This is a genomic window from Lutispora saccharofermentans (assembly GCF_024363565.1).
GTDB classification, from domain to species: Bacteria; Bacillota; Clostridia; order Lutisporales; family Lutisporaceae; genus Lutispora; species Lutispora saccharofermentans.
Genome location: NZ_JAJEKE010000005.1, coordinates 176,080 through 199,510, shown reverse-complemented (window position 1 = coordinate 199,510; position 23,431 = coordinate 176,080). Strand labels below are relative to the sequence as shown.

The 23,431-nt window shown below is 38.8% G+C and carries 28 protein-coding genes and 1 pseudogene; 22 read left to right on the top strand and 7 right to left on the bottom strand.

Annotated elements, in window-relative coordinates:
- Positions 1–116: 116 nt before the first annotated feature.
- Both LJD61_RS08190 and LJD61_RS08185 read right to left on the bottom strand, forming a co-directional pair.
- The gene (locus tag LJD61_RS08190; RefSeq protein ID WP_255227046.1) at positions 117–428 is read right to left on the bottom strand and encodes a helix-turn-helix domain-containing protein; all 312 of its coding nucleotides are present in this window, start codon (positions 426–428) and stop codon (positions 117–119) included.
- Positions 415–774, bottom strand: a complete 360-nt coding sequence (locus tag LJD61_RS08185; protein ID WP_255227045.1) for a type II toxin-antitoxin system RelE/ParE family toxin — start codon at positions 772–774, stop codon at positions 415–417. The genes LJD61_RS08190 and LJD61_RS08185 overlap by 14 nt, the downstream gene beginning before the upstream one ends.
- A gap of 459 nt (positions 775–1,233) precedes the next feature.
- Between LJD61_RS08185 and LJD61_RS08180 the strand changes: the two genes are divergently transcribed.
- On the top strand, positions 1,234–1,449 hold the full coding sequence (locus tag LJD61_RS08180; RefSeq protein ID WP_255227044.1) for a hypothetical protein: 216 nt from the start codon (positions 1,234–1,236) through the stop codon (positions 1,447–1,449).
- A gap of 85 nt (positions 1,450–1,534) precedes the next feature.
- On the opposite strand, the gene LJD61_RS08175 is transcribed toward LJD61_RS08180, so the two are convergent.
- Together LJD61_RS08175 and LJD61_RS08170 are read right to left on the bottom strand one after the other, a co-directional pair.
- Positions 1,535–2,350, bottom strand: a complete 816-nt coding sequence (locus tag LJD61_RS08175) for a family 1 encapsulin nanocompartment shell protein (RefSeq protein WP_255227043.1) — start codon at positions 2,348–2,350, stop codon at positions 1,535–1,537.
- A gap of 28 nt (positions 2,351–2,378) precedes the next feature.
- Complete coding sequence (locus tag LJD61_RS08170) at positions 2,379–2,753, bottom strand: demethoxyubiquinone hydroxylase family protein (protein ID WP_255227042.1); 375 nt, start codon at positions 2,751–2,753, stop codon at positions 2,379–2,381.
- A 314-nt stretch (positions 2,754–3,067) separates the two neighbouring features.
- Here LJD61_RS08170 and LJD61_RS08165 point away from each other — a divergent pair, with 314 nt between their 5' ends.
- Together LJD61_RS08165 and LJD61_RS08160 are read left to right on the top strand one after the other, a co-directional pair.
- Complete coding sequence (locus tag LJD61_RS08165; protein WP_255227041.1) at positions 3,068–3,343, top strand: type II toxin-antitoxin system RelB/DinJ family antitoxin; 276 nt, start codon at positions 3,068–3,070, stop codon at positions 3,341–3,343.
- Positions 3,340–3,620 (top strand): annotated as a pseudogene (locus LJD61_RS08160) (type II toxin-antitoxin system YafQ family toxin). The gene LJD61_RS08165 and the pseudogene LJD61_RS08160 overlap by 4 nt, the downstream one beginning before the upstream one ends.
- Before the next feature lie 81 nt (positions 3,621–3,701).
- Here LJD61_RS08160 and LJD61_RS08155 read toward each other — a convergent pair.
- Entirely contained in the window at positions 3,702–4,619 is a 918-nt protein-coding gene (locus LJD61_RS08155; RefSeq protein ID WP_255227040.1) for a 4Fe-4S double cluster binding domain-containing protein, read from the bottom strand.
- A gap of 110 nt (positions 4,620–4,729) precedes the next feature.
- Between LJD61_RS08155 and LJD61_RS08150 the strand changes: the two genes are divergently transcribed.
- Both LJD61_RS08150 and LJD61_RS08145 read left to right on the top strand, forming a co-directional pair.
- On the top strand, positions 4,730–5,290 hold the full coding sequence (locus tag LJD61_RS08150) for a CGNR zinc finger domain-containing protein (protein WP_255227039.1): 561 nt from the start codon (positions 4,730–4,732) through the stop codon (positions 5,288–5,290).
- Positions 5,291–5,329: 39 nt separating this feature from the next.
- Positions 5,330–5,818 carry a VanZ family protein gene (locus LJD61_RS08145; protein WP_255227038.1) on the top strand — a complete coding sequence of 163 codons (489 nt, stop codon included), beginning with the start codon at positions 5,330–5,332 and terminating at the stop codon, positions 5,816–5,818.
- 123 nt (positions 5,819–5,941) lie between these two features.
- Here LJD61_RS08145 and LJD61_RS08140 read toward each other — a convergent pair whose 3' ends face one another.
- Positions 5,942–6,859 (bottom strand): Rpn family recombination-promoting nuclease/putative transposase, encoded by a 918-nt coding sequence (locus LJD61_RS08140; protein ID WP_255227037.1) that lies wholly within the window; start codon positions 6,857–6,859, stop codon positions 5,942–5,944.
- 129 nt (positions 6,860–6,988) lie between these two features.
- Here LJD61_RS08140 and LJD61_RS08135 point away from each other — a divergent pair, with 129 nt between their 5' ends.
- The 8 genes from LJD61_RS08135 (at position 6,989) to LJD61_RS08100 (ending at position 13,870) form a co-directional block, all read left to right on the top strand.
- Positions 6,989–7,168: a hypothetical protein gene (locus tag LJD61_RS08135; protein WP_255227036.1), complete on the top strand. Its 180-nt coding sequence runs from the start codon at positions 6,989–6,991 to the stop codon at positions 7,166–7,168.
- 55 nt (positions 7,169–7,223) lie between these two features.
- Positions 7,224–8,630, top strand: a complete 1,407-nt coding sequence (locus LJD61_RS08130) for an ATP-binding protein (RefSeq protein ID WP_255227035.1) — start codon at positions 7,224–7,226, stop codon at positions 8,628–8,630.
- A gap of 82 nt (positions 8,631–8,712) precedes the next feature.
- The gene (locus LJD61_RS08125) at positions 8,713–8,910 is read left to right on the top strand and encodes a helix-turn-helix domain-containing protein (RefSeq protein WP_255227034.1); all 198 of its coding nucleotides are present in this window, start codon (positions 8,713–8,715) and stop codon (positions 8,908–8,910) included.
- Positions 8,911–9,669: 759 nt separating this feature from the next.
- Positions 9,670–10,662 (top strand): DUF3307 domain-containing protein, encoded by a 993-nt coding sequence (locus tag LJD61_RS08120; RefSeq protein WP_255227033.1) that lies wholly within the window; start codon positions 9,670–9,672, stop codon positions 10,660–10,662.
- Positions 10,663–10,678: 16 nt separating this feature from the next.
- On the top strand, positions 10,679–11,587 hold the full coding sequence (locus LJD61_RS08115; protein ID WP_255227032.1) for an adenylate/guanylate cyclase domain-containing protein: 909 nt from the start codon (positions 10,679–10,681) through the stop codon (positions 11,585–11,587).
- Positions 11,588–11,591: 4 nt separating this feature from the next.
- Entirely contained in the window at positions 11,592–12,032 is a 441-nt protein-coding gene (locus tag LJD61_RS08110; protein WP_255227031.1) for a hypothetical protein, read from the top strand.
- 1 nt (position 12,033) lies between these two features.
- Entirely contained in the window at positions 12,034–13,380 is a 1,347-nt protein-coding gene (locus LJD61_RS08105) for a HesA/MoeB/ThiF family protein (RefSeq protein ID WP_255227030.1), read from the top strand.
- Positions 13,352–13,870 carry a hypothetical protein gene (locus LJD61_RS08100; protein WP_255227029.1) on the top strand — a complete coding sequence of 173 codons (519 nt, stop codon included), beginning with the start codon at positions 13,352–13,354 and terminating at the stop codon, positions 13,868–13,870. The genes LJD61_RS08105 and LJD61_RS08100 overlap by 29 nt, the downstream gene beginning before the upstream one ends.
- Before the next feature lie 76 nt (positions 13,871–13,946).
- On the opposite strand, the gene LJD61_RS08095 is transcribed toward LJD61_RS08100, so the two are convergent.
- Entirely contained in the window at positions 13,947–14,249 is a 303-nt protein-coding gene (locus LJD61_RS08095) for a helix-turn-helix domain-containing protein (protein ID WP_255227028.1), read from the bottom strand.
- 181 nt (positions 14,250–14,430) lie between these two features.
- Between LJD61_RS08095 and LJD61_RS08090 the strand changes: the two genes are divergently transcribed.
- From LJD61_RS08090 to LJD61_RS08050, 9 genes are all read left to right on the top strand, one after another.
- Positions 14,431–14,640, top strand: coding sequence for a helix-turn-helix transcriptional regulator (locus tag LJD61_RS08090; RefSeq protein ID WP_255227027.1), 210 nt, complete (start codon positions 14,431–14,433; stop codon positions 14,638–14,640).
- Between the two features lie 114 nt (positions 14,641–14,754).
- Complete coding sequence (locus LJD61_RS08085) at positions 14,755–15,183, top strand: RidA family protein (RefSeq protein WP_255227026.1); 429 nt, start codon at positions 14,755–14,757, stop codon at positions 15,181–15,183.
- A 23-nt stretch (positions 15,184–15,206) separates the two neighbouring features.
- Positions 15,207–16,460 carry a metal-dependent hydrolase family protein gene (locus LJD61_RS08080; protein WP_255227025.1) on the top strand — a complete coding sequence of 418 codons (1,254 nt, stop codon included), beginning with the start codon at positions 15,207–15,209 and terminating at the stop codon, positions 16,458–16,460.
- Entirely contained in the window at positions 16,457–18,028 is a 1,572-nt protein-coding gene (locus tag LJD61_RS08075; RefSeq protein WP_255227024.1) for an ABC transporter substrate-binding protein, read from the top strand. Before LJD61_RS08080 ends, LJD61_RS08075 begins: the two co-directional genes overlap by 4 nt.
- Before the next feature lie 310 nt (positions 18,029–18,338).
- The gene (locus LJD61_RS08070) at positions 18,339–19,463 is read left to right on the top strand and encodes a M24 family metallopeptidase (RefSeq protein ID WP_255227023.1); all 1,125 of its coding nucleotides are present in this window, start codon (positions 18,339–18,341) and stop codon (positions 19,461–19,463) included.
- Positions 19,464–19,563: 100 nt separating this feature from the next.
- Positions 19,564–20,493, top strand: a complete 930-nt coding sequence (locus LJD61_RS08065; RefSeq protein WP_255227022.1) for an ABC transporter permease — start codon at positions 19,564–19,566, stop codon at positions 20,491–20,493.
- A 58-nt stretch (positions 20,494–20,551) separates the two neighbouring features.
- Entirely contained in the window at positions 20,552–21,418 is an 867-nt protein-coding gene (locus LJD61_RS08060) for an ABC transporter permease (RefSeq protein WP_408615074.1), read from the top strand.
- Between the two features lie 47 nt (positions 21,419–21,465).
- Positions 21,466–22,467 carry an ABC transporter ATP-binding protein gene (locus tag LJD61_RS08055; protein WP_408615072.1) on the top strand — a complete coding sequence of 334 codons (1,002 nt, stop codon included), beginning with the start codon at positions 21,466–21,468 and terminating at the stop codon, positions 22,465–22,467.
- Positions 22,439–23,419: an ABC transporter ATP-binding protein gene (locus tag LJD61_RS08050; RefSeq protein ID WP_255227019.1), complete on the top strand. Its 981-nt coding sequence runs from the start codon at positions 22,439–22,441 to the stop codon at positions 23,417–23,419. Before LJD61_RS08055 ends, LJD61_RS08050 begins: the two co-directional genes overlap by 29 nt.
- Positions 23,420–23,431: the final 12 nt, after the last annotated feature.

Here is a 23,431-nt window from a genome sequence, read left to right as displayed (position 1 = left end):
GGATGTGACACTGTCAAAGTGCACCCACTTACTTATTTTTTATTGATTAATTCTGCGTTTAACCTGTCTTTCAACCAGTGAAGCCTCAAAAACGCCTTTGCCTGCTGATCTATTATTTATCTGGCAATAATGTTGTAACGCTCCGGTAACATAGGGTCGGCCTGAATCATGGAGAGGATACGCCTGGCCGGACCGTCCGGCATATTTCGGCCTGCTTCCCATGCCTCAATAGTTTTGGGGGATACTCCCATAAAACGGGCAAAAAACGCTTGTGTCATCCCAAGGTCATTCCTTATTTTCTTTATTTCCTCTGCTTTATATTCTCGAACTGGCTCAATATAAAGCATATTAGTGCGCAATTCACGATTGCCTTCTGCGTGCTCTAAAGCTTCATTTAAGCCCTTCATAATTCCATCATATACGCTCATAAAGATACCTCCTATCCAAAGCCTTTTCAATGCCTTCAATCAATTTTTTTATTTCATTTCTCTCTTCTTTGCTTAGATTATCCTTTTCACTTTTAGGATATGCATAAATCAGATATACAGTTGCATAGTTGACAAAATCCACATAAGTAACACGAATACTTCTGCTTTTTCCTCTACCTTCAAAAGCAAAGCGCATTTTCCTGAGCCTTCCGGTTCCTTTCATAACCACTCCGATCTTCGGGTTTTCCAATATTTCCTCTTCAAGTGCCCTCAAATCATCATCGGTTAAGTTCATGCTTCTCCATTGCTTATCAAACTCAGCAGTCAGCACAAAAGTTCTGTACATGTGGTTCACCTGTCTTTCTATTACTATTTTACCCTATTAAATAGGGTCCGTCAAGAAACGAATGAAATACTTATACCAAAGGTAAGAGGAAAGGCAATAGAAAGCTTTATGGTAGACAGTTTAAATAATAAAATTGTTACGAACGATGCAGGCATAGATATAAAAAATGTTAATTTTGGTATATTTAAAGAGGATTTTATAAATTTAAGGAGAATATTGTCATTGTGGGATTATTCAATAATTATTATTTTATATGGTGTAAACAAATTGAGAAAGGGAAGAGCGGCTTAATTGTTGTTGATTATTTAGGAAAGCTTATAAAAGTGTGCAATAATCTATATACACAATTTAAATAATTATATGGGAGTGATGAGGTTATGATTGCTCAAACATATGATTAACTTTCTAGAAGAGATAATAGAGTTAAAAAGTTTTTAATCAATAGGAAAGGGTGATATTGTGTATAAATATTATTATGTAAATAATGATCAGACTAGAAATCCTGGATGGCATCATGAAGTTCATACTGAGGAGCATGCAAAAGAATTAAATATAACCAATAAATCATACTTAGGAAACTATGATAATTGTCATGACGCTGTGAGAAAAGCAAAGGAAAAATATAGCGATGCCGATGGCTGCGCTATATGCTGCCCATTATGCCATAAAGGATAAAGAAACCAGGGGCTAACCACATATGAAAATCAAGAAGATCCCTTTTGTTGTAAGGGATCTTCTTGATTTTTATATATAGCTTCGATTATTCGAAAATCACGATAGCCTGTTTGCGTTTGATCCTGAGCAAAACGGTTTCGAGCACGCGAAAAACGTGGTTGAGATCCTTTTGCTCCAGATAGGCAGCTGCCATATCCTGGCCGATCGCAAGGTCCATATTCTTTTCATCAGAGCCCACAAGAACTGCCTTGCCCCTTCCTAAAACCGAAGATTGATATAGGCGGCCGTTCACAAGCTTGGCAACCCGATCGATCTCCAAAAGTCCGGTTCCGGGCTGCAGCCTCTGCATCTGCATATAAAGGTCCGGGCTTACCGCAAGGGCATAGGTCCCGTAAATGCTATTCTCCACCAGATAGGCGATCCCGGCGGCGATATCCGTGAAGGCATTTTCATCGGCGCTCCAATCCTTTTTCGCCATTTTTTTCGCGCCCGGCGCTGTCAGCAGGCCTTCATATCCAAGCTCGGCATTCCCAAAGAAGATCAGCTGATCCTCTTTGAGGGCACAAGCTTCAGCGGCCTTCTCCGCCTGGGAAAGATCTGTGGGGAAGCCGGCTTTTTTCGCACTCTCCAGATCTTTTGCAAGCAAGGTAAAATCATCATAAACGGTTGGAATTTCTACGAATTTCCTTCCCTGGGTCGTGATCAGACCGTCTTTTTCCACTTCCTTTACCGCATCGGCATCATCGATTGCGATATTTTGGGTGCCGATTCCCAGCGGTCCGAAAATATGTAGAAAGCGACGACCGGTTAAAATATTCCGAGCCGCTTTCACAACGGCGGAATCAATTTGTTTCCATAACGCTTCAGATAAAGGGGAAGACTCTCTGGATAAATAACTCATATTTGCAACCTCCTTTTTCGTTTAAGTTCTATGCTTTATCGATCATACTTCCTACAGTTGCGGGCTCCGAAGCACTGTCGGACGGATTTTCCGCCGAGGCGGTAATCCCAAGCTCACTCAGCATCTCGTGGACTTCCGCTTCACCCGATGCAAACAGTTCGGCTTCCTCCGGATCAAGGAGCTTAAGCAGGGTCATCAGTTCGCCGACATGAGCCTTTTCCTCATCACGGATATCCGCGATTATCTTTTTTGCGACCTCGTTGTCCGTTGCCCGGACGTGGGCATCATACAGATAAATAGCCTCAAGTTCGCCTGCTATATCCAGACGGACAGCCTGAATAAGTTCTTCCTTTGTCAGTTTGTGTTCGTTTTTTCCTTGAAAAGGATTTGGAAAAGCTGGCATGTTCTCATCCTCCAATCAATTATAAATAGAGTAGGTTTTATCACTAAAGCTAGAATCAGATTGCCAAAAAAGGGCCTCATCGCTTTTATTATGCCGAAATCCATCATGTTTATTACTAAGCTTTTTCAGATTATTTTGTTAATTATATTATACCAATAATTGGGAAAGGTGTAAATGAGCTTGTCAAGGAGCTTTTTCATATTCTCACATTCTTTGAAATCGAAAAAATTAAATATTTCTTGCTAAAGAATTGATATTGCAATGCAAATAACATATAATATATATGCAATGAATTGCAAAAGGAGATGATTACCGTGGCCAATACAACAAATTTCAGCGTCCGCATGGATAAAGATATCAAAAAGCAGTGCGAGACACTTTACGCAGAACTGGGCATGAACCTCACAACGGCCATTAACGTGTTTTTAAGACAGTCGCTTCGGGCCGGTGGTTTCCCGTTTGACGTGACAATCAACACGCCGAATGCAGTTACCATCGCCGCTATGGAGGAAGCCGAACGTATTGTCCATGACCCCAGCGCAAAACGCTACAGTGATGTAGAGGAAGCGTTGGGAGAGCTTAAAAGATGAAACTGGACATTGTCTGGACAGTACAATTTAAGAAGGACTATAAGCTGGCGGTAAAACGCGGACGTGATATAAATTTGTTGGACGATATCATTCGTCTGCTTGCTAAGGGAAAACCGCTCCCGGGGAAGAACCGCGACCATGCGCTATCTGGAGATTGGGTAGGGCACCGAGAATGTCATATTCAAAGCGATTGGCTGCTTGTGATCGTATCGAGAATACCATTCTTGTACTGACTCCGGCACGTACTGGCTCTCACAGTGATTTATTCAGTAAGTAAAGTAACGCCGCACAGGATTGAAGGTGAAATCTCATTTGAGCTTGATAGGAACCTGCAAAAAGGCAACTCTTGCGAGTTGCCTTATGCGCCTTTCTCGAGCAGCACTTTGAGGTTCCTATCCAGCATGCTGTAATAATCACCTGCACACAGCTCTTCAAGCTTTGCCTTTAGGTTTTCAGGAAGCTTATGCTCCGGGGTGCCCTTGAGTATCAGTCCTGTCTCCTGCTCATTAAAATGCGGGCCCTTTTCAATCTTTATCGAGTCTTTGTTTGCAGGACAGCACAGCTGGCAAGCCATACAGCCTACCAATGAGTTATGCCAGGATTTATCCACCCATTCCGGAAAATCACCTTTGTTTTCATTCATGTTCGTCAGGCAGTATTCGCCATGTATCAGGAATCTGTCCGGCTTGATGGCTCCGGTAAAGCAGTTTTCCATGCATGCTCCGCACTCTTCGCATTCCTTCATATCAGCAGGCTCCTGCCAATCATCAGCATCGCATTCCCAATCTGTATAAAAGGCATCCAATCTCATAAAGCTTCCCATTCCCGGCACATAGCAGATATTATTGCGCCCGTACCGGCCAAGCCCGCTTCTGACGGCCAATGCTTTTAAAGGGACTGAAACTTTCTCGACGCTGAACCCCAAGGCTGATATAGTTTCTTTAAGCAATTTTTCTGAGATATGCAGCATATTTTTATACACATATGTAGGAGGTATTGTAATTTCGAAGGTTTTCCCGCTGTAGTCAAAATATGTTTTTGTCATCACCTGGGGTGAAGCAGCTATTATTGCTGTCTTTGGATTTGGAATGCTGCATCTAGGGTTGGAGTTTATCCAGTCCAGGTTTTCTTCAAAAAACTTTTCATCAAACATTCCTGATTTGTGCATATTCAATATCTCATCTTTTAACTCAGAAATATGGCTTATATGCACGGTTCTCAATTTCATGCCGTATCCATCGAAGCGGGTCGTGATCTTCTCCAACAAACGATTCATAATAACCCCCTTTTTTGTAACCTCTCTTTTGATTTTAAACGGTTACAATGTTATAATTAAAATAACATAAGCATATGTAACTGTCAATGCTGTTTATAGGAGGTTACAAAGTGAATTTTATATGCATTGATTTTATAAATAGCGCCTGGTACAGCAGTCATAGAGAATATGGGGAGGCCCTTGCCAATCCTGAATGGGTTGCTTCTTTCACGGAAAAATGGATGATGGAAACTATAGATATGCCTGATTCAAAGGAATTAGCAGAATTGATACGGCTTAGAGAGCTTTTGGCAGATGCCCTTGCTTCCGTGAAAGCTGACGGGAAGCTATCTACCGAGGTGATAGTAACATTGAATCATTATCTTTTCTCGGGTATTTACAGCAGGAGAATTGTTAATACTGAGGATGGATACATGCTTGAGAAGGTTCCTGTAAATCAGGGCTGGGCCTGGGTGAAATCGGAGATCGCAGAGTCTTTTATCGATCTGATCAGCAATCATGAAATAGAAAGAATAAGATACTGCGAGAACCCCCAGTGCGGATGGATATTCTATGATAAAACCAAGAATCGCTCAGGGCGCTGGTGCGATGACAGCTGCAGGAATCTGATGAAGGTGCGCAGATTCAGGGAAAGAAAAAGAAAGGATAAGCTTGCGGATACAGAGATTTAGGCCAACGCAGCAGATAAAGAATTGGATGTGGAACAAAGTATGAAGCAAAGAAATAAGGCCAGCATATTTATAGCATGGCTCATGGTAATACTATGGATGGCCTTTATATTTTACATGTCTGCTCAGCCGGCGGAGGTGTCCAATGGTATGAGCATAAAAACAACGAAGATCATCATCAAGGCAGTCAACAGTATATATCCATTGGATATTGAGACCAGCACATTGCAGACATGGATAGGACGCTTTAACCACTATGTGAGGAAGCTGGGCCATGTCACTGAATATTTTGTTCTGGCTATACTTGCTGTAAACGCCTTCAAAAGAAGCGGGGCAAAGACTTATAAGCTATGGCTCTACTCCTTTTTGCTCTGCTTTTCCTATGCTGTTTCTGATGAGCTGCATCAGCATTTTGTACCGGGCAGAGGCCCTGGCTTGATCGATGTGCTGCGGGATTCCGGAGGAGCCATATTGGGCATGGGCATATATAGGGTTAGTTCAGTGATAAAGCCTGCTAGAAAATATAATTAACAATTTACTGAAACATAAGTATAATAATCGTAATTCAGTAAATGAAGCGATATCATGTTTTTAAGCAGAGAAGAAGAGCCATTCTAAAAATAAGTAAGTGGGAGCTATGTAGCTCCCACTTACTTATTTTTTATCGATTAATTCTATGACTTCTTCTATAGAATTGAGCTCAAATATATTTTCTGCCAGCAAATCCAAAACAGGAAGAGCAGCATCCCGTATCTTTTCTTGTAAAGACACAGGCAATACACCGAGTTTCTTTGTAAATTGCTTTATGAGTATTTCAGCTTTGCCTTTTTCCATGCCTTTCATTTCAGCAAACTTAAGGCTTGATATGGCGTCAAGTCTGGCTTTCTCACGGGCTGCATATTTTTCTCTCAATTCTTCATCTGCACTTATTTTTTTCAGCATTTCCATAGCTATACTCAGCTCCTCCTTTCTCTCAACCAGTTTTTCTATTTCTTCTTTTCCCGCTTTTTTTATAAAGCTCAGCCATAATTCTATGGCTTCCATTTCTTCCGGATCCTTTTGAGGATGGAATTTTTGAAGCTCTATATAGTGTATTTCTAGATCATCCAGTAATGGGAATTTTTCTTCCTTTTCCAGTATCTTATACTCTGTGTGATATCTGTTTGTTTCTTTTATTATATCAAAATCCATTATGTTTATTACTATGCTCTTCTTTAGGTTTGTATAGTTTTCAGATTCCTTTATGGTTTCGGAGTACATCTTGCTCCAGTAATATAAGCTTCTTTTCCTAAAATCGTCTACATTGTTTATCTGCATTTCTATGTTTATTCTTTCTTCTCTTTGGTTCTTTACCTTTATGTCAAATATGGAGCCTTTATCCTCTTTGTATTCTTTTATGTTGAAAGGGCTTAAGTGAATTATTTCAGTTATCTTTTCATTACCTTCAAGAGATAGTACAGAATTTAGAAAATCTATGAGTATTATTTTGCTATCTTTTTCTTCCCTGCCAAATAAGGCTTTAAATACTATGTCGCTCAAAGGGCTTAAAAGCTCCTGCTTATGATTCCCCAATTTCATCCCCCTTTCGTTTGCTAATTATATTATATCAATAATTCCAAAAGGTGTAAATCGTAATAGTCAAGTCGAAGATTTATTATTTTGTGGAGATTTGATTTTTGATCGGCGCCAGATTTTATCGCTGTGAGTCCCGTCTGTAAAGCAGGAGGTATTGAGGGAAGAATAGGAAGAACTGCATCAGTATTTTGTGCCGGGCAGAGGCCTGGCTTGCTCGATGTGCTGCGGGATTCCGGAGGAGCCATATTGGGCATGGGCATATATAGGCTGGGCTTGATGATAAAGCCTGCTAGAAAATATTATTGACACTTTACTGAAACATGAGTATAATAATTGTAATTCAGTAAATAGAGGTGATATCATGTTTGTAGGCAGAGAAGAAGAGCTAAAAACATTAGAAAAATTGTATTCCAAAGGCAATTTTCAGCTTGTAGTTATGTATGGGCGCAGACGTGTTGGAAAGACAACTTTGATAAATAAATTTATTGAGGATAAAAAGGCTATATTTTTTGCAGCGCAGGAAGCTAATGACTCTATAAATCTAGAAATTTTTAGTCAGAAGATATATAGCTTTTTCGACATACCCTTATCTGCAGGAAACTTCAAAACATGGAATGATGCCCTTGAATTTATTGCAGAAAAGGCAAAAAAGCAGAGGTTTACTCTGGTAATAGATGAGTTTCCCTATGCAGCAGAAGCAAACAATAGTATAAAGTCTATTTTACAGAATATTATAGATCATAAGTTGAAGGAAACCAGCCTTTTCATGATTTTATGCGGGAGCCAGATAAGTTTTATGGAGGATGAAGTCCTGGGACATAAAAGCCCGCTATTTGGCAGAAGAACTGCACAGATGAAAATAGAAGGATTTGATTATTATGATGCTTCTAAAATGATGCATAGTTTTAGCGACGGAGATAAAATAAAGCTGTATAGTTGCATTGGCGGTACGCCTCATTATTTGTCTCAGATTGACGCCTCTTTATCATTTGAGGAAAACATAAAGGATTTATATTTTAACGTTTCAGGATACCTATATGATGAACCTACCATGCTTTTGAAACAAGAGCTTAGGGAACCGGCGATGTATAATTCAGTTATTACTGCAATTGCATCAGGAGCAAGCCGATTGAATGATATTTCTACAAGAATTAGCGAAGATACTTCTAAAACGATTAAATACCTAAACACCTTGCTGAATTTGAGAATTCTGCATAAGGAATATCCATTCGGTGATAATATTGCGAAAAGCAGAAAGGGCATATACCGCATATCTGATAACTGCTATAATTTCTGGTATAAATATGTATTCTTGAATAAAATAGGAATTGAACAAGGCATAGGACATACTATAGCGGATAAAAATGTGTTCCCTGACCTTACGGATTACATAGGCAAACAGGTATTTGAAGAAGTATGCAGACAGTATTTAATAAGACAAAACAAGCTCAGCAATCTGTCATTTGTTGCAACACGCATAGGATCATGGTGGGGCCAAGATAACGTAGAAAAGAAACAATCCGATTTCGATATAGTTGCAGATAATAAAAGCGAAAAAAAGGTGCTGCTGGGTGAGTGTAAATGGAGAAACGAATTTGATGATGTAAAAGAAATAGAAAAGCTGATTAATAAGGCATATTTGATGCCGGAATACGAGAAATATTATTTTATTTTTTTCTCAAAAGTACCTTATACAAAAGCAGCTAAAGAATTAGAGAAAAACTATACTAATCTTAGGCTTGTAACTTTAGATGAATTATTTAAGTAAGTGGGGTAATAGTGCAGCTATTCGTATACCAAAGGCAATCAAATCATTCCTTTGGTCGGTAAGAATATTGAGGAGAATTAACATGGATAGAGATTGGAAAGAAATTAAGAAGGAATTACTTTTCAATCCGGAAGTAAAAGCCGAATATGATAATTTAGCTATTGAATACGAATTGATAAGGCAGGTTATAAAAGCCAGGAAAGAAAAAAATATAACCCAAGCAGAATTAGCCATGAAAGTAGGAACTAAGCAATCCAACATATCAAGGCTTGAATACTAAATTACAATAAAAAATACCTTCTGTTATAGGATAAGAAACTATAGCAGAAGGTATTTTTTATATAAAATTCATTAATCACGTATCTCTATAAATTTTTTGTCGTGATAAATTATTCTAATATATAGAGAATGAGAAGATATGTCAAAGTTTGCGGGTATGCAATAAACGGGTCTATTCAGTTTATTATTACGTTAATACAATGTATTAAGAAATTACTAGGCTAATGAAGCATTAAATCAAAACTAAATGCAGAAGAAAAAATTTTTCTTAATATAGCTCCAAGTAAAGGCTGCATAAGGGTCTTGAAGGTTATGCGCATAACCAGCTTTTAGCTGTAAGGCTGAAGAGTTCAAAGATAAGCAACTTTACGAAGAATATGCCATTTAATAAGTTGTATAATGTTTTATACGTACTATGGTTTGGAAGGAAATAGAGGCTAAAAGATATTTGAAGAGCGATAAGAAGAAATTAAAAGGCAATAAAATAAATGACAAATATTGACGAAATTTGCGATAAATACTTTGAAGGTAATAGTAGAAATTTGAAGAATTTATTAAATAATTAAGTAAATTGAACTATTTTAAACAATGAGCAAAAGATCAAGGATTACTTTGATGCAGTTGCTTGGCTTACTTAAGTCAAAATAAGTATTAGTTATTGCAATTAAGCGGCATTGTAGTACTGCATCTTTGATGCCAGTAATTGATACCTAACAATTAAATCTTGTATTAATTATATAAAGGAGGTGATATTGGCACTATGGATCAATCAGAAAAAAAATACAGCGAGAAGTATAGTTTTCTATATAGTGCTATTAATGATACTCAAGAAATTATTCGTTTTACAGATACAAAATCCGGGGCTGTTATTGTTGTAGTTATGGGGCTTATTGCTGGAGTAGTAACTTTAATAGATAAATATTATACATCATTAAAACAGTTGACAATATTACCTGAGATGATTGCAATTTTAGGAGTTAGTTATTTTTTAGTGTGCCTTTTCATATCACTGATTCTTTCATTGCGGTCTATCAATCCAGCAAATGATCCAAATCATCACATTGATATTGGAGATTGGTTAAATAAGCCCAAAATAAAATATTATTTATGCGGTATGACTCCAACTATGCGATGGGAAGATTATTTATGGGAACTTGAAGATTTAAAGTTTAGTATAAGTGCTAGTGAATATTATAAAATCATGGAAGAAAGTGAAAACACAGATATTTTAAAAGCACTAATTATGGAATTATTGAAGCTTTCGTATATTAGAGAAAAGAAAATGCAAAGGACCAAAGCAGCCTTAATATGGTTAGAGCAATGTATTTGTACTGCTGCACTTACAATAATAATGGTACTAGTAACTTATTATATAGAGTTTTCACCTTCATGGAGCATTAAAAATCAAAATTATAACATGTTTCTATACTTAATTGTAGGACATATAGTAGGTGATTTTCTTTTACAGACTAATTGGCAGGTTGAAAACAAAAATAGAATATCCATAGCCCTGATAATCCATAGTCTTGTCTATGTAATTGTTGCATATCTATTTTCCTTAATAGCAGGAGGATTATCCTTAATAAGTATAGCAGTAATTTGTTTTTCTCATGCCTTGCTAGATAAAGGAGATATTGTTAATTGGTGGCTTAAAAAAGTAAAAAAAGAGCAGACAGATAATGTGCAAATGAGATTTTTAGTCGATCAGAGCTTACATGTGCTTGTTTTATTTATTGTAACTATTATTAATTAAATGGAGGGGAGTAGAGATGGCAAATACAATAAGGTCATTTAGCGAAATTTACAAATCTATTTATGACAAACCTTCTCAGTGGCATGATGCTGTATTTGCAGAAACGAAGTCAATAATTAATAAATCAATATCTACTGGTTTAGGGCATCCCCAAGTTACAGATGTTGAGATAGGCGAGACAATACCGGGGAGTCTTATTGTTTTCTTTATGGATATCCGAGGCTTTACAAAGATGTCTATTGCACTCGATAATGAAGAATTAGTTAAAATCCTACAAGCAATTACGGCGGCTTCAATCATTAGTATTAGACAGTATGGCGGATATGTTGCAGAGTTTACTGGAGATGGAGTTATGGCATACTTTGGTCAAGGCTATACTACTACAGAAAAAGATGCATTTAACTCTTTGAGGACCTGTTCCTTTCTTATGCACGGTATAAAGGAAGTAGTAAACCAGTATTTAGATAAGTTATTAGACGAGACTGTTAAGGTTGGTATGGGTATAGAATATGGGAATGTGCTATGGACAAGAATTGGGTTATTAGATATAAATCAAGTTAAGCCGATATCTGAAGTTTCTTTTGTTGCCGGTAAAAATTCAAGCCATGCAAGTTCATGGGAAGTGATAATGGGCAAGAATATTGCAGACTGGGTTCCAGACACATACAAAGAGGAATACGAGCCATACTCTTTTCAAAAGGATAATAAGAAATATACTTATGAAAGGTTCTCTTTCAATTGGGAAAGTTTTTACACTGAATTTTGTGAGGACTCCTATGAACTTGAGAGAGCCTTGATTAGCAACAAGTTGCCGGCTTTAAAATCCATAACAGTTTTAAATGATGGTTCCCCTGTTGAAGCGAATGCAGAGAAAAATATCAATAAGGGTCCTCGCCCTCTAAAAGACCGGCCGTTTTTTAGGTGATATTATGAAGTGGTATGAGTTTGATAAAAATAGGGTTGTTCTAGAATACCAAAGTATGCAGAGCAAATATCAAAGATTCATTTTATGCAAATATGAAGGTAAACTTGCATGGGAAGGTGAAGTTAATTTAATTCCTGAGGGAATCGAAGCAGCACCGTTAAAGGTAAGATTAATATATCCTGATGGTTTTCCAATCATACCTCTTAAAGTCTATCCACTTGAGCCGGAATTACCCAAAGAGATGTGGGGACATAAATGGCATAGGTGGGAGGATGGTAACTTATGTTATTTGCAACCTAAATTATGGAATGTGAAGTATACTACAGTAGATGTAGTTGAAAAAATTGAAATTTGGTATTTTAATTTCTTGGCATTTCTATTTAAACTAATTGATAAAATGCCTGATGAAGGCATGGCTGATGTACCTATAAAGGGAGGTGCATAACTTGGCTTCGTGGTACTGTATGCTGATTGGTGAAGAATTAATAGATAAAATGAGAAAATGCGATATATCGTGGGGCTATATTGACGGATTTATTAAAGGTGATGTCTTAGGTGCATTTAGTGTTGATCTGGGAACAGGAGATATGGAACCGTGCCTTGCTTCTCTTAAAGTATCGAAACATAGACTCTGTAATAACAATTATAAAGATAAATTGGCTTATTGGGTAAAAGTAAAAAAAGGTTTAATAAAGAAAATAAAAAATTGGGATATGTTATTTGAAGAATTAACTCAATGGCTACCGGAAGACTTATTTGAGATGATTCAGGAGTCAAAAGCAGAATATTTATTATTTGTTGAAGAAGATTCAAAAGAGATACTACTTGCTTTTTTTCTTGAGTTAAAGGGAAAAAAATTAATTTTACCTGGGGAAGTACAAGCATTAGAGGAGAAGCCTAATCCGTTTAAAAGAATAGATGGATTAGTGCCGTTAGAAGAAATGAAAGAGAAATCTATAGTTATTGTTGGATTAGGGAGTGGAGGATCTTCTATTGCTATGGAACTTGCAGCAGCAGGTGTAGGAACATTACATTTATTTGATAAAGATAGGCTTAATAGTGTGAATCTTTTTAGACATATATGTGGTGTAAGAGACTTAGGCAGAAAAAAGATAGATGCAGTTGAAGATGTAATTAAGGAGCATTCATTACCTACCAGTATTAAAAAGTGCGAAAATGATATTATGTCTTACCCTGAAAAATTAGTAGAAGCAGTACAATGTTCAGATATTGTAATTTGTGCTACAGATAACCCGGAATCACGGGCAATGGTAAATTATATATGTGTTAAATTTAGTAAACCACTTATTTTGGTATGTACTTTTGATAATGCAAAGATTGGAGAAATAATTAGGGTTACACCAAATAAAGCTGCTTGTTATGAATGTACAAGGATTCATCTTAAGGAGCAAGGTGCATTAATAGAAGATAATGACACCAGAGAAGGAATTTTGCCATATAGTTCTCAAGTAGAGAATTCAAATGGCAATAGTAGGGGCACTAGGACTGATGTGTTTATAGTTGCTGCGATGGCAGCAAAGGTTGCTCTTATGACAATAAAAGACGATCCCGATAATGGATTTGGTAAATTACCTTATAATTACATTGCTTGGGGAGCAGTAAGAAATATTGAGTTTATTGAGCCATATAAATTTAGACAACCATTTGGAACTAATTACTGCAATTATAACATTCATCCTGAATGCCCCATTTGTGGCTCATTAGCAGAAGAAATTAGAAATATTAATATAGAGGATAAGTATAATGAGATTATTCAGAAACTATCGGTATAAAAAATTAGAGGTTGTAAAACCACAGTTAAATGTTAGAAGGGAAGCATATGAGTTTATCGTTAAGACTACAAAGGATAGTCCCCAAGTCGAAACCGGAGGCATTTTAATAGGGAGTGACATTAAACCCTTAACAGTAAATGTAACTCATGCTTCATTACCAGGTCCTAAAGCGTATCATTCTTCAACCAAATTTCTTAGAGATACAGGATACTGCTCAAAGGTTCTCCGAGAGCATTATGAAAAATATGGTGTAGACTATGTTGGGGAATGGCACAGCCATATAGTACCATTAAGAGGGGTCAGTGGAGGAGATATTGCAACTCTCTCTTCAATCATGTATGACTCTGATTATAGATTTAATGCTTTTGCGTGTATAGTTGCTTTCTTAGAAAATGATAAGGTTGAACTTTTAGGCTACATAACAACTAAAAGATATATTTATCAAGTTGAGATACAAGTAATTGATACTATAAAATATTTGGAAAGGTAGATAATACAATAAAAAATACCTTCTGTTATAGGATAAGAAACCATAGCAGAAGGTATTTTTATTGTTCATTTTTATTCTATTGCTTCAAAGATTTCAAAAATTCGTTAAGAGATGCAAGCTGCTTCGGAGAAAGGCTTTTGGCATTATGCAGCAATTCCTGATATTCAGGGGGAAGTGCTGCATCATCTGCATTAAAAAATCCAGCCATGGATACCTCCAGAGCGTCGCAAATTTTCTGCAAAGTGCTTAGAGATGGAGTATTGACATTATGTTCTAAGTTGCTTAAGTATTCACGAGTTAATCCAACTTTTCGAGCTAATGCAACTATTGTTATATCATGAGATTTCCTTAAGTCCCTTATTCTACTACCAATATCCATAGCAGTCTCCTTAATATATGTAAGATTATACTTTACATTATTATAAACAACTTGCCTAGAAAATACAAGATATACAGAGAAAACAAAAGGTATTTAACGAAAACGTAATGTAATACATTATAATGGGTTTGATAAACGTAATATAAAACATTACAATATTATTCATTGGGGGGTGTTGATAGTGTTGAGAATAAAGGAAGCAAGAGAAAAAACAGGGATTACACAAAAGGAGCTGTCAGTGAAGCTCAATATAACTAGGGAATACTTATCTGCTCTGGAGAATGGCCACTATAATCCCTCCATAGCACTTCTAAAAAAGATTGCTCAAGAACTAAACACTTCACTAACGGCACTTTTTATTGAAAATCAAGACAAGCCAAGAGGTGCTTAGCAGGCTGAAATATTGAATTGGGGAGTGATGCATATGACTTAATTTTGTTTGCTTCATTGCTTAAAGCTATAGAAGCAAAAAAACTGTGAAGAAAATTTATAGGAGGAGTAAAACATGAGCAAAAGGTACGCAACTGCTGATTCTATCCCTTCAAGCCCATTGTTTTCTCAAGGAATTATGGCAGGTGGATTCCTGTTCACTTCAGGGCAGTTTGGCTTGAACAATTCAGCTAATCAATCAGAAAATTTGACTTTCGAAGATGAATGTGTGCAAGCATTGGAAAATATAAAAGCGATACTCAGATCAGCAGCGTATGATTTGAAGGATGTAATAAAGATAACAATTTTTATTACAGATATAAATCAATTTGACGATTTCAATAATGTTTATCTCAAGTATTTCACCACTCATAAGCCCGCCAGGTCCTGTGTGGCGGCGGCTTCTTTGGCGAGAGGCGCCAGGGTGGAGATTGAAGCCATAGCATATAAGGATAAAAGAAGCGGGAGCCATATCTTGAATCCGAGGATGTTGGAGATTGTGTAAAAAAATTATTAAGAGGTGTAAACATGAAAAAACTGATTAAATGCGGAAAACTGTTCAAAGCCTCAAATGAGGCTGTCCAACAAAATATGGCAATAGTAGTTGAAGACAACAAGATTTCAGATGTGCTGGAAATATCCCGGATAGGAGATTTGGGAAACTACGAAGTGATGGATTTAAGCGATAAATTCATTATGCCCGGCTTGATTGACTCACATACTCATTGCTGGGGCAATGGCAGCTTCAAAGAGTTAACGGTAGATGGCATGTATACGGTTTCTCCCCCGACCTATGCGTTGAGGGGAATAAAGTGGGTTCAAAATGATTTGATGGCTGGATTTACCACGATCAGAGATGCTGGAGCTCCCGGATTCGCAGATGTCGCGATAAGGGATGCGATCAATGAAGGCTATCATTGGGGTCCGAGAATGATGGCAGCGGGGCTTCCGCTAAATGCGTTGGGCGGACATGGGGATAGTCCTCTGCAGCCGCCATACACAGGCGGTGACAGGAATAATGTGAGAGCTATCATATGTGGGCCGGATCAGGCTCGTCAGGCAGCTCGTTTTAACTTCAAGTATGGTGCGGACTTTATCAAGTTTATGTCTACATATGGTGTGCTGACAACAGGAGACGACCCGGGAGCTCAGGAGATGACCTATGAAGAGGTGAGGGCAATCATTGAAGTGGCCGAATTCAGAGGAAAAACAACAGCTACACATGCTCATGGATTGAACGGCATCAAATGTGCTGTAAAAGCCGGAGTTACTTCTATAGAGCATGGCACTTTTATTGATGAAGAGACAGCGGAAATGATGGTGGAGAGAGGTACTTTCTTGGTTCCGACCCTTACAGTGAATACTCGAATGCTGTCCAAAATGAAGGAAGGCGAGATAGCCGACTATGCGATTAAAAAGGCCCAAATATGTAAAAAGGTTCATTTCACCAATATAAAAATGGCTTATGATAAAGGGGTAAAAATAGCTCTCGGGACAGACGCAGCAGCTCCATATCTTTATCATGGCACCCAGGCAGAAGAATTGGTATTGATGGTTGAAAAAGTCGGAATGAAGCCGGAGCATGCATTGATTTCTGCAACCAAGACAGGATCTGAACTATTGGGCTGGGATGATAGAATAGGTACGATTGAAAAGGGAAAGCTGGCGGACATTATCGCCGTTGAAGGGAATCCGCTGAATGATATGAATGTGATGAGAAATGTAGGCTTCGTGATGAAAGACGGAACGGTTTATAAGAATTTCGGGGAGGTAATAGTGTGAAGAAGAATATCATAAGTTTGATTTTGATCAGCACAATGGTTTTGTCTTCGCTCCTGGGTTGTACAAGCTCTTCGGTACCGGCAAACGAGACGCCGTCAAATGGCACTTCGGGCAATGAAAATCCGTTGATCAAAGACACGGGGCAAGTGGTTATTTCCTTGGCGACAGAGCTGCAAACCTTAAATACTTTTGCAATGCAAAATATCGTAACCAATGAATGCATTTCTAATATATATGACACATTTCTCAATGTAGCTGATGATGGAACCATTATTCCGAATGTTGCAGAAAGCTGGGAATGGATTGAGGATGAAAATAAATATAGATTTAAAATAAAGAAAGGGATAAAGTTTCATGATGGTTCAGAGCTGAAGGCAAGCGATGCAGCTTTTACTTTCAACCTAATGATGACAGAATACAAAGCATATCAGGCTGCAACCGCAAATCAGATCAAAGAAGTGAAACTGGTAGATGATTATACAGTCGATGTTTATTTGAACAACCCATCAGCCAATTTTCTTTACCTTTGTGCAATCAATGTAAAAATGTACTCCGAAAAAGCATATAACGAAACTGACAAATATAAAGATACGGTGATTTCTTGCGGCCCATATAAATTGGTTTCTTACGACCCTACCATAGGCGTAGAACTGGAAGCCTTTGAAGATTATCATGGAGATATAAAGCCAAAGATAAAAAAGGCTGTTTTCAAAATCATTCCTGATGCAAACACACAAGTAGTTGCATTGGAAACCGGAGAGCTGAATCTGTCCAGGAATTTTGCCATGATAGCGTTAAAAAATATTAAGGAGAACCCAAATCTTGATTTTTATTCGCATCCATGCGGGCTTGTCAACTTTATACAGTTTAATCAAAGGGACAATACCATTGAGCCTTTAAAAAACAAGAAGGTCCGCCAGGCGATCAACTACTGTTTTGACAAGGATTTCATGATCCAGGTAGCCGAAGAAGGCATGGCAGTTCCGGCCAGAAGCGTTGCCAATCAAGGAATGTTTGGCTACAGCGAGAGGATACCCTATTATGAGTACAATGTTGAAAAAGCAAAGGAGCTTATGAAAGAAGCCGGCTATGAAAACGGATTCAAATTTGATGCAATAATAACCCGTGATGGAAAAGATAAAAAGATCGCAGAGATCGCCTTAGAGAATTTAAAAGCCATAGGGATTGAAACCACCGTTCAAGTCGTTGAAAATAATGCATTTATTGACGATTTGAAAACAGGCAATTTTGTTATGGCATCCAGCCATTTGAATTTGAACTCTGATGGAGATAATGCAATGGACGTGATCAGCATAACCGGTTCGGTCCCATTCTCCGGCATCAATGATGAATGGATAGAGGAACAAAACAAGCTTCAGAAAATAGAACTGGATAGTAAAAAAAGATTTGATATTTTGGAATCCATTCTGGTAAGGACTGGCGAAGAAGCTTATTTTGCTCCTATTTATTATCCCAAGAAAAGCTATGCTATCACGAAAGGCCTAAACATCACAGGCTATGATAAGTTTGTCGGTGTTCAGCTCAAATATCTTGAATGGGCAGAATAAGCCGAGCTATCTATGACGTGAAAAAGATTTTACAGCAATAATGTTATCCTGACTGATAAAAGAGTGCATCGTGAAGGAGCTTAGAGTTTGTTAGCGAGGCATAGGACAAGTTGCGTCAACTGTTTGAGCCAAAGCGAGTTTTGACGCAACCCTATGCAAGCTTACAAAGTCTTAGCTCTGGAGCATAAGGTGAATTGCTCCACAGGAGCAAGAGAGGATGCCCTGGGGCATCTGCAATCGTTATCAATCAGCATAACAGCTATGTGGAATATTTAATGCGTTATATCTAGTTTATTGAAGGAGGATCATTATGTTGATAAATAATTTAAGCAGGTATGATAGATTAAAAAAATATATGGAGGAAGAAGGATTAGATGTCACGGTAGTCATATCTCCGGAAAACACCTTATATTTTGCTGAAACCTATATAATGACTCAAACTGATATAAGAGACAGGCTGGCAATAGCCGTTCTTCCTCTTTCGGGGGAGCCGGCGATGATTGCCTGCGGTATCGAAAGAGGCACTGTGGAGGCCCAAACGTGGATTAAAGACAAGAGATATTATATCGAATTTCAAGAATCACCGATACAATTCCTGGCAGACGTTCTGGCCGAAAAAGGGTTGAGCAAGAAAAAAGTCGGTATTGAGCTGGATTACTTGATGGCTCACTATTACAAAGAACTGGTCGGAAGAATGCCGGATGCCGATTTTGTCAGCTGTACACGTCTTTTTGACAAAGTAAAAATGATAAAGGAAGACAAAGAGATAGCTATTTTGAGCGAAGCTGCAAATATCACCAGGGAATCATTGGAGAAAGCCTTAGCAGAAGTTCACCCGGGCTGCACCGAGCGAATATTTTCAAGTAAAGTAAAAATAAACATGCTCAACGGCGGAGCGGATAAAATCTCATTTTTTGTGATGGGCTCCGGAGCCAAATCCATTCAAGTGCACGCCTTGCCGGATGATACGATCATGGAAGATGGTGAAGTCATGCGATTGGACTTTGGAGGGTTATTCAAAGGGAACTATCAATCCGATTTTGCAAGAACAGTCATGATAGGAAAGCCGAATCCAAAGTATCTGGATATTTATGACAGGCTGACTGAAGTGTACCAGCATGTTATTTCTTGTATGAAGATAGGCGTTACCGCAGCTGAGCTGTATGATATATGTTCAAGGAAATTTAAGGAATACAATTTGCCTTTTTCTACGCCTCATATAGGACATTCTTTAGGGATCGGTTTGCATGAATTTCCAATGCTTTCTCCTAAAGAGAATTTTGCTTTGGAAGAAAACATGGTGTTTAACATTGAGCCTGTGGTTGTGGCTGAAGGCCGCATGTTTCATATGGAAGATTTGATCCAGATCACACCTGAGGGTCCGAAGATACTTTCAAATCATGATTTCAACCCGGGAGTCTTATCGATAATATAAGGCTGAATCCGTTTAATACTCCAGGTGGAGCAGGAGATGCCGGTTTCCGGCTCCATCTGAGAGTCATAAAAGATATTCTATTAAGAATAGGGGAGAGCAAATGTATAGATATGTGATCAAACGCTTATTATTGCTTATACCGATTTTATTAGGCGTAATCTTTATAATTCTTTTTATTATGAGCTTCACGCCCGGAGACCCTGCCTCTCTGCTGTTAGGCCAGGATGCCCCGGAAGAAGCTATCGTTCAATTGAATACAGAGTTCGGTTATTATGATCCTCTGCCGGTTAAATATGTTAAGTACATATTTAACGCTTTGCATGGGGATTTCGGGCTATCTTACCGGACACAAAAACCTGTATTCGGAGAAATCATCAAAAGATTTCCGGTGACTTTAGAGCTTGCATTCTGCAGTGTTATTCTGACGGCTTTGATGGGGATACCCCTGGGAATAATATCAGCCGTTAAAAAGTACAAGCCTATCGATATGATTTGTACATCCTGTGCAATGGTATTCGCGTCATTGCCGCGTTTTTGGCTCGGGTTATTGCTCATATTATTTTTTTCTGTAAAGCTAAAATTATTTCCATCAAACGGCGTAGGAAGCTGGCGGCATTTTGTGCTTCCGGTCTTTACGCTTGCGGCTCCTACAGCGGCCAATATCCTTCGCCTGACCAGATCGACTATGCTTGAAACAATCCGCCAGGACTATGTAAGGACTGCAAGAGCCAAAGGGGCCAGCGAGAGGCGCATCATTTTCAAACATGAATTGAAAAATGCGCTGCTGCCTGTTATAACAGCACTCGGAGTAGAATTTGGGATGCTTCTGGGCGGAGCCATCCTTATCGAGACAGTATTCTCCATGTCGGGCATTTCTACTTTGATGATCACATCCATCAGAATGAAGGATACCCCGCAGGTCACGGCTTCCATAATATTTTTTGCTGTTTTGGTATGCATCACTATGCTCATCGTTGATATGATTTATGCCTTTATAGACCCAAGGATACGCTCGAAGTATATAAAATAGATGATTTTATTTGATGGGAGGAATATGTGAAATGACTCAAGAAGCCAACGCAGTTGCTATAGAGAAGAAATATGCAAAGAAAAGTCAAATAAAAGAGATCTGGCGAAGAATGAAGAAAAACAAACTTGCCATGATAGGGCTGGCTATATTTTGCATATTGGTAGCAATGTCTCTTAGTGCAGACTTAATAGCCGACTATCAAGAGTCAGCTATTAAGCAGAATGGAAGCCTTAGACTGCAGCCGCCTTCCTGGGAGCACTATTTTGGTACCGACCAGTATGGGAGAGATCTTCTGGCACGCATGGTCCATGGCTCAAGAGTTTCACTGAGCATCGGATTTTTCACTACGGGAATCTCACTTTTGATAGGCGGGATATTAGGGGCGATGACAGGATACTATGGCGGAATATTTGATGAGATAGTCATGAGATTGATGGACATCTTGCTGAGCATTCCATCTATACTTCTGGCGATCGCAATCGTTTCAGCAATGGGTCCGAGCCTGCTGAACCTTTTGATTGCAATAACCATATCCCAAATTCCGGGCTTTACGAGGATTGTCCGATCTACGGTGCTGACTGTGGTCGGAGAAGATTATATAGAAGCGGCCAGAGCCTGCGGTTCGAAAGATTTCAGAATTATCACAAATGATGTTTTGCCCAATGCCATAGGGCCTATCATAGTGCAGGGAACCATGTCCGTTGCAAAGATGATACTTTTGGCGGCGGGGCTCAGCTTTATCGGCTTGGGCATTCAGCCGCCTCAACCCGAATGGGGGTATATGCTGTCTGAGGCAAGAGAATATATGAGAGATTATCCTTATCTAGTTGTAATACCGGGAATTGCAATTGCCATTTCTGTTTTTTCCATAAATTTAATAGGCGATGGATTGAGGGATGCTTTAGATCCAAGATTAAAGAACTAGCAAGGGATAATAATTTTATGTAAGGAGCTAAAAGCATGGATAATAAAATAGAAAATAGACTATTGGAAATCCGCAATTTGAAAGTCATTTACAAGACTGATTCAGATACAGTATGTGCAGTGAACGGGATCGATCTAGCCCTGGATAAGGAACAGACTCTTGGAATCGTCGGAGAAACAGGTGCCGGCAAGACCACAACTGCACTCAGCATCCTGAGGCTTCTTCCACAGGATATAGGAGAAATCACTGAAGGCCAAATTATTTTTGAAGGCAAGGATCTTATATCGGCAAAAGAAAGTGATATGCGAAAAGTCAGGGGCGAGAAGATTTCTATGATCTTTCAAGATCCGATGACCAGCCTCAATCCGGTTTTGACTGTTGAACAGCAATTGTATGAAGCCCTTGAACTTCATAATACTCAAAACAAAAGCAAAAGCCAGCTTGAAGCCAGGGTTGATGAAATGCTGGAGTTAGTGGGAATACCCAAGAACAGAAAGCGGGAATATCCGCACCAATTTTCCGGAGGTATGAAGCAGAGGGTTGTGATAGCCATAGCTCTCGCATGCAGTCCGGTGCTTGTGATCGCGGATGAGCCCACAACGGCATTGGATGTCACCATTCAAGCCCAGGTGCTGGCTATGATGACAGAACTGAAGAATAAGCTTGGAATGTCGATGATACTTATAACTCATGATTTAGGAATTGTAGCGCAAACCTGTGATAAGGTTGCGGTCATGTATGCCGGCGAAATAGTTGAAAGCGGCTTAATCGAAGATATTTTCGAGAGTGAAAAGCACCATCCGTATACTGTGGGCCTGTTCGGATCGATTCCTAATCTTGAAATTGAAACCGATCGCCTAAGCCCTATAGATGGATTGATGCCCGATCCGACAAACTTGCCATTTGGCTGCAAGTTTCATCCGAGATGCCCGAAAGCAATGAAAATCTGCTCGAGGAGAACCCCTCCGAAGATCACCTATGGGACCCATAATATTGTTTGCCATGCATTCACAAGGGAGGATGAAACAAATGAAAAAAGACGACGATAATAGAAAGCCTTTGATTGAAACTGTGAATTTAAAAAAATATTTCAATACTCCTTTTGGGCTTCTTCATGCTGTGGATGACATCAACCTGAGCATAGATAAAGGCAAAACATTAGGTGTTGTCGGTGAATCGGGATGCGGGAAATCGACTTTAGGGCGTACTATTCTGAGGCTTTTGCCCCTTACTGACGGACAAGTATTGTTTGATGGTGAAAATATTTTGGGCTATGATAAAGAAAAAATGAGGCTGATGCGCCAAAAAATGCAAATGATTTTTCAAGACCCCTATGCCAGCTTAAACCCTAGGAAGACTGTTTTTCAAATCATAGCCGAGCCTTTGATAGTCAATAGGATTTATGGCTCCAGGAATGAAATCAATGACAGGGTACTTTTTTTAATGGAAACGGTGGGCTTGGCAGAGCGGTTTATAAACTCTTATTCTCATGAGCTTGATGGAGGAAGAAGACAAAGAATAGGAATAGCGCGTGCGCTTTCCATGAGTCCCCAGTTTATAGTATGCGACGAACCTGTGTCTGCACTGGATGTAAGCATACAGGCCCAAATACTAAATTTGCTGATGGATCTTCAAGAAAGGCTTGGTTTGACCTACATGTTTATTACACACGATTTGGCCGTCGTCAAGCATATATCGGACGAAATAGCGGTTTTATATGTTGGGCAGTGCGTAGAGAAGGCACCGTCTAAGGAGCTTTTTAGAAACCCGATTCATCCTTATACAAAAATACTTCTGTCTTCCATACCGGTGCCTTCGCTTAAAAGCCGCATTTCAGAAAGAGAAATAATAAGAGGAGAGGTAACTGACCCAATAAACCCCAAGCCTGGATGCCGTTTTGCACCGAGATGCAAATTTTTTAAGCCGGAGTGTTTATCAGAAGACCTATCGCTAAATGAAGTAAAGCCTAATCATTATGTGATGTGCAAACTGTTTGGATAAAATGATTGAAGC

What these genes read in the sequence shown, in the direction of transcription:
- LJD61_RS08190 (WP_255227046.1), bottom strand. Translation starts at nt 428, where the DNA reads ATGAGCGTATATGATGGAATTATGAAGGGCTTAAATGAAGCTTTAGAG.
- LJD61_RS08185 (WP_255227045.1), bottom strand. Translation starts at nt 774, where the DNA reads ATGTACAGAACTTTTGTGCTGACTGCTGAGTTTGATAAGCAATGGAGA.
- LJD61_RS08175 (WP_255227043.1), bottom strand. Translation starts at nt 2,350, where the DNA reads ATGAGTTATTTATCCAGAGAGTCTTCCCCTTTATCTGAAGCGTTATGG.
- LJD61_RS08170 (WP_255227042.1), bottom strand. Translation starts at nt 2,753, where the DNA reads ATGCCAGCTTTTCCAAATCCTTTTCAAGGAAAAAACGAACACAAACTG.
- LJD61_RS08155 (WP_255227040.1), bottom strand. Translation starts at nt 4,619, where the DNA reads ATGAATCGTTTGTTGGAGAAGATCACGACCCGCTTCGATGGATACGGC.
- LJD61_RS08145 (WP_255227038.1), top strand. Translation starts at nt 5,330, where the DNA reads ATGAAGCAAAGAAATAAGGCCAGCATATTTATAGCATGGCTCATGGTA.
- LJD61_RS08130 (WP_255227035.1), top strand. Translation starts at nt 7,224, where the DNA reads ATGTTTGTAGGCAGAGAAGAAGAGCTAAAAACATTAGAAAAATTGTAT.
- LJD61_RS08125 (WP_255227034.1), top strand. Translation starts at nt 8,713, where the DNA reads ATGGATAGAGATTGGAAAGAAATTAAGAAGGAATTACTTTTCAATCCG.
- LJD61_RS08120 (WP_255227033.1), top strand. Translation starts at nt 9,670, where the DNA reads ATGGATCAATCAGAAAAAAAATACAGCGAGAAGTATAGTTTTCTATAT.
- LJD61_RS08115 (WP_255227032.1), top strand. Translation starts at nt 10,679, where the DNA reads ATGGCAAATACAATAAGGTCATTTAGCGAAATTTACAAATCTATTTAT.
- LJD61_RS08110 (WP_255227031.1), top strand. Translation starts at nt 11,592, where the DNA reads ATGAAGTGGTATGAGTTTGATAAAAATAGGGTTGTTCTAGAATACCAA.
- LJD61_RS08100 (WP_255227029.1), top strand. Translation starts at nt 13,352, where the DNA reads ATGAGATTATTCAGAAACTATCGGTATAAAAAATTAGAGGTTGTAAAA.
- LJD61_RS08095 (WP_255227028.1), bottom strand. Translation starts at nt 14,249, where the DNA reads ATGGATATTGGTAGTAGAATAAGGGACTTAAGGAAATCTCATGATATA.
- LJD61_RS08085 (WP_255227026.1), top strand. Translation starts at nt 14,755, where the DNA reads ATGAGCAAAAGGTACGCAACTGCTGATTCTATCCCTTCAAGCCCATTG.
- LJD61_RS08080 (WP_255227025.1), top strand. Translation starts at nt 15,207, where the DNA reads ATGAAAAAACTGATTAAATGCGGAAAACTGTTCAAAGCCTCAAATGAG.
- LJD61_RS08070 (WP_255227023.1), top strand. Translation starts at nt 18,339, where the DNA reads ATGTTGATAAATAATTTAAGCAGGTATGATAGATTAAAAAAATATATG.
- LJD61_RS08065 (WP_255227022.1), top strand. Translation starts at nt 19,564, where the DNA reads ATGTATAGATATGTGATCAAACGCTTATTATTGCTTATACCGATTTTA.
- LJD61_RS08050 (WP_255227019.1), top strand. Translation starts at nt 22,439, where the DNA reads ATGAAACAAATGAAAAAAGACGACGATAATAGAAAGCCTTTGATTGAA.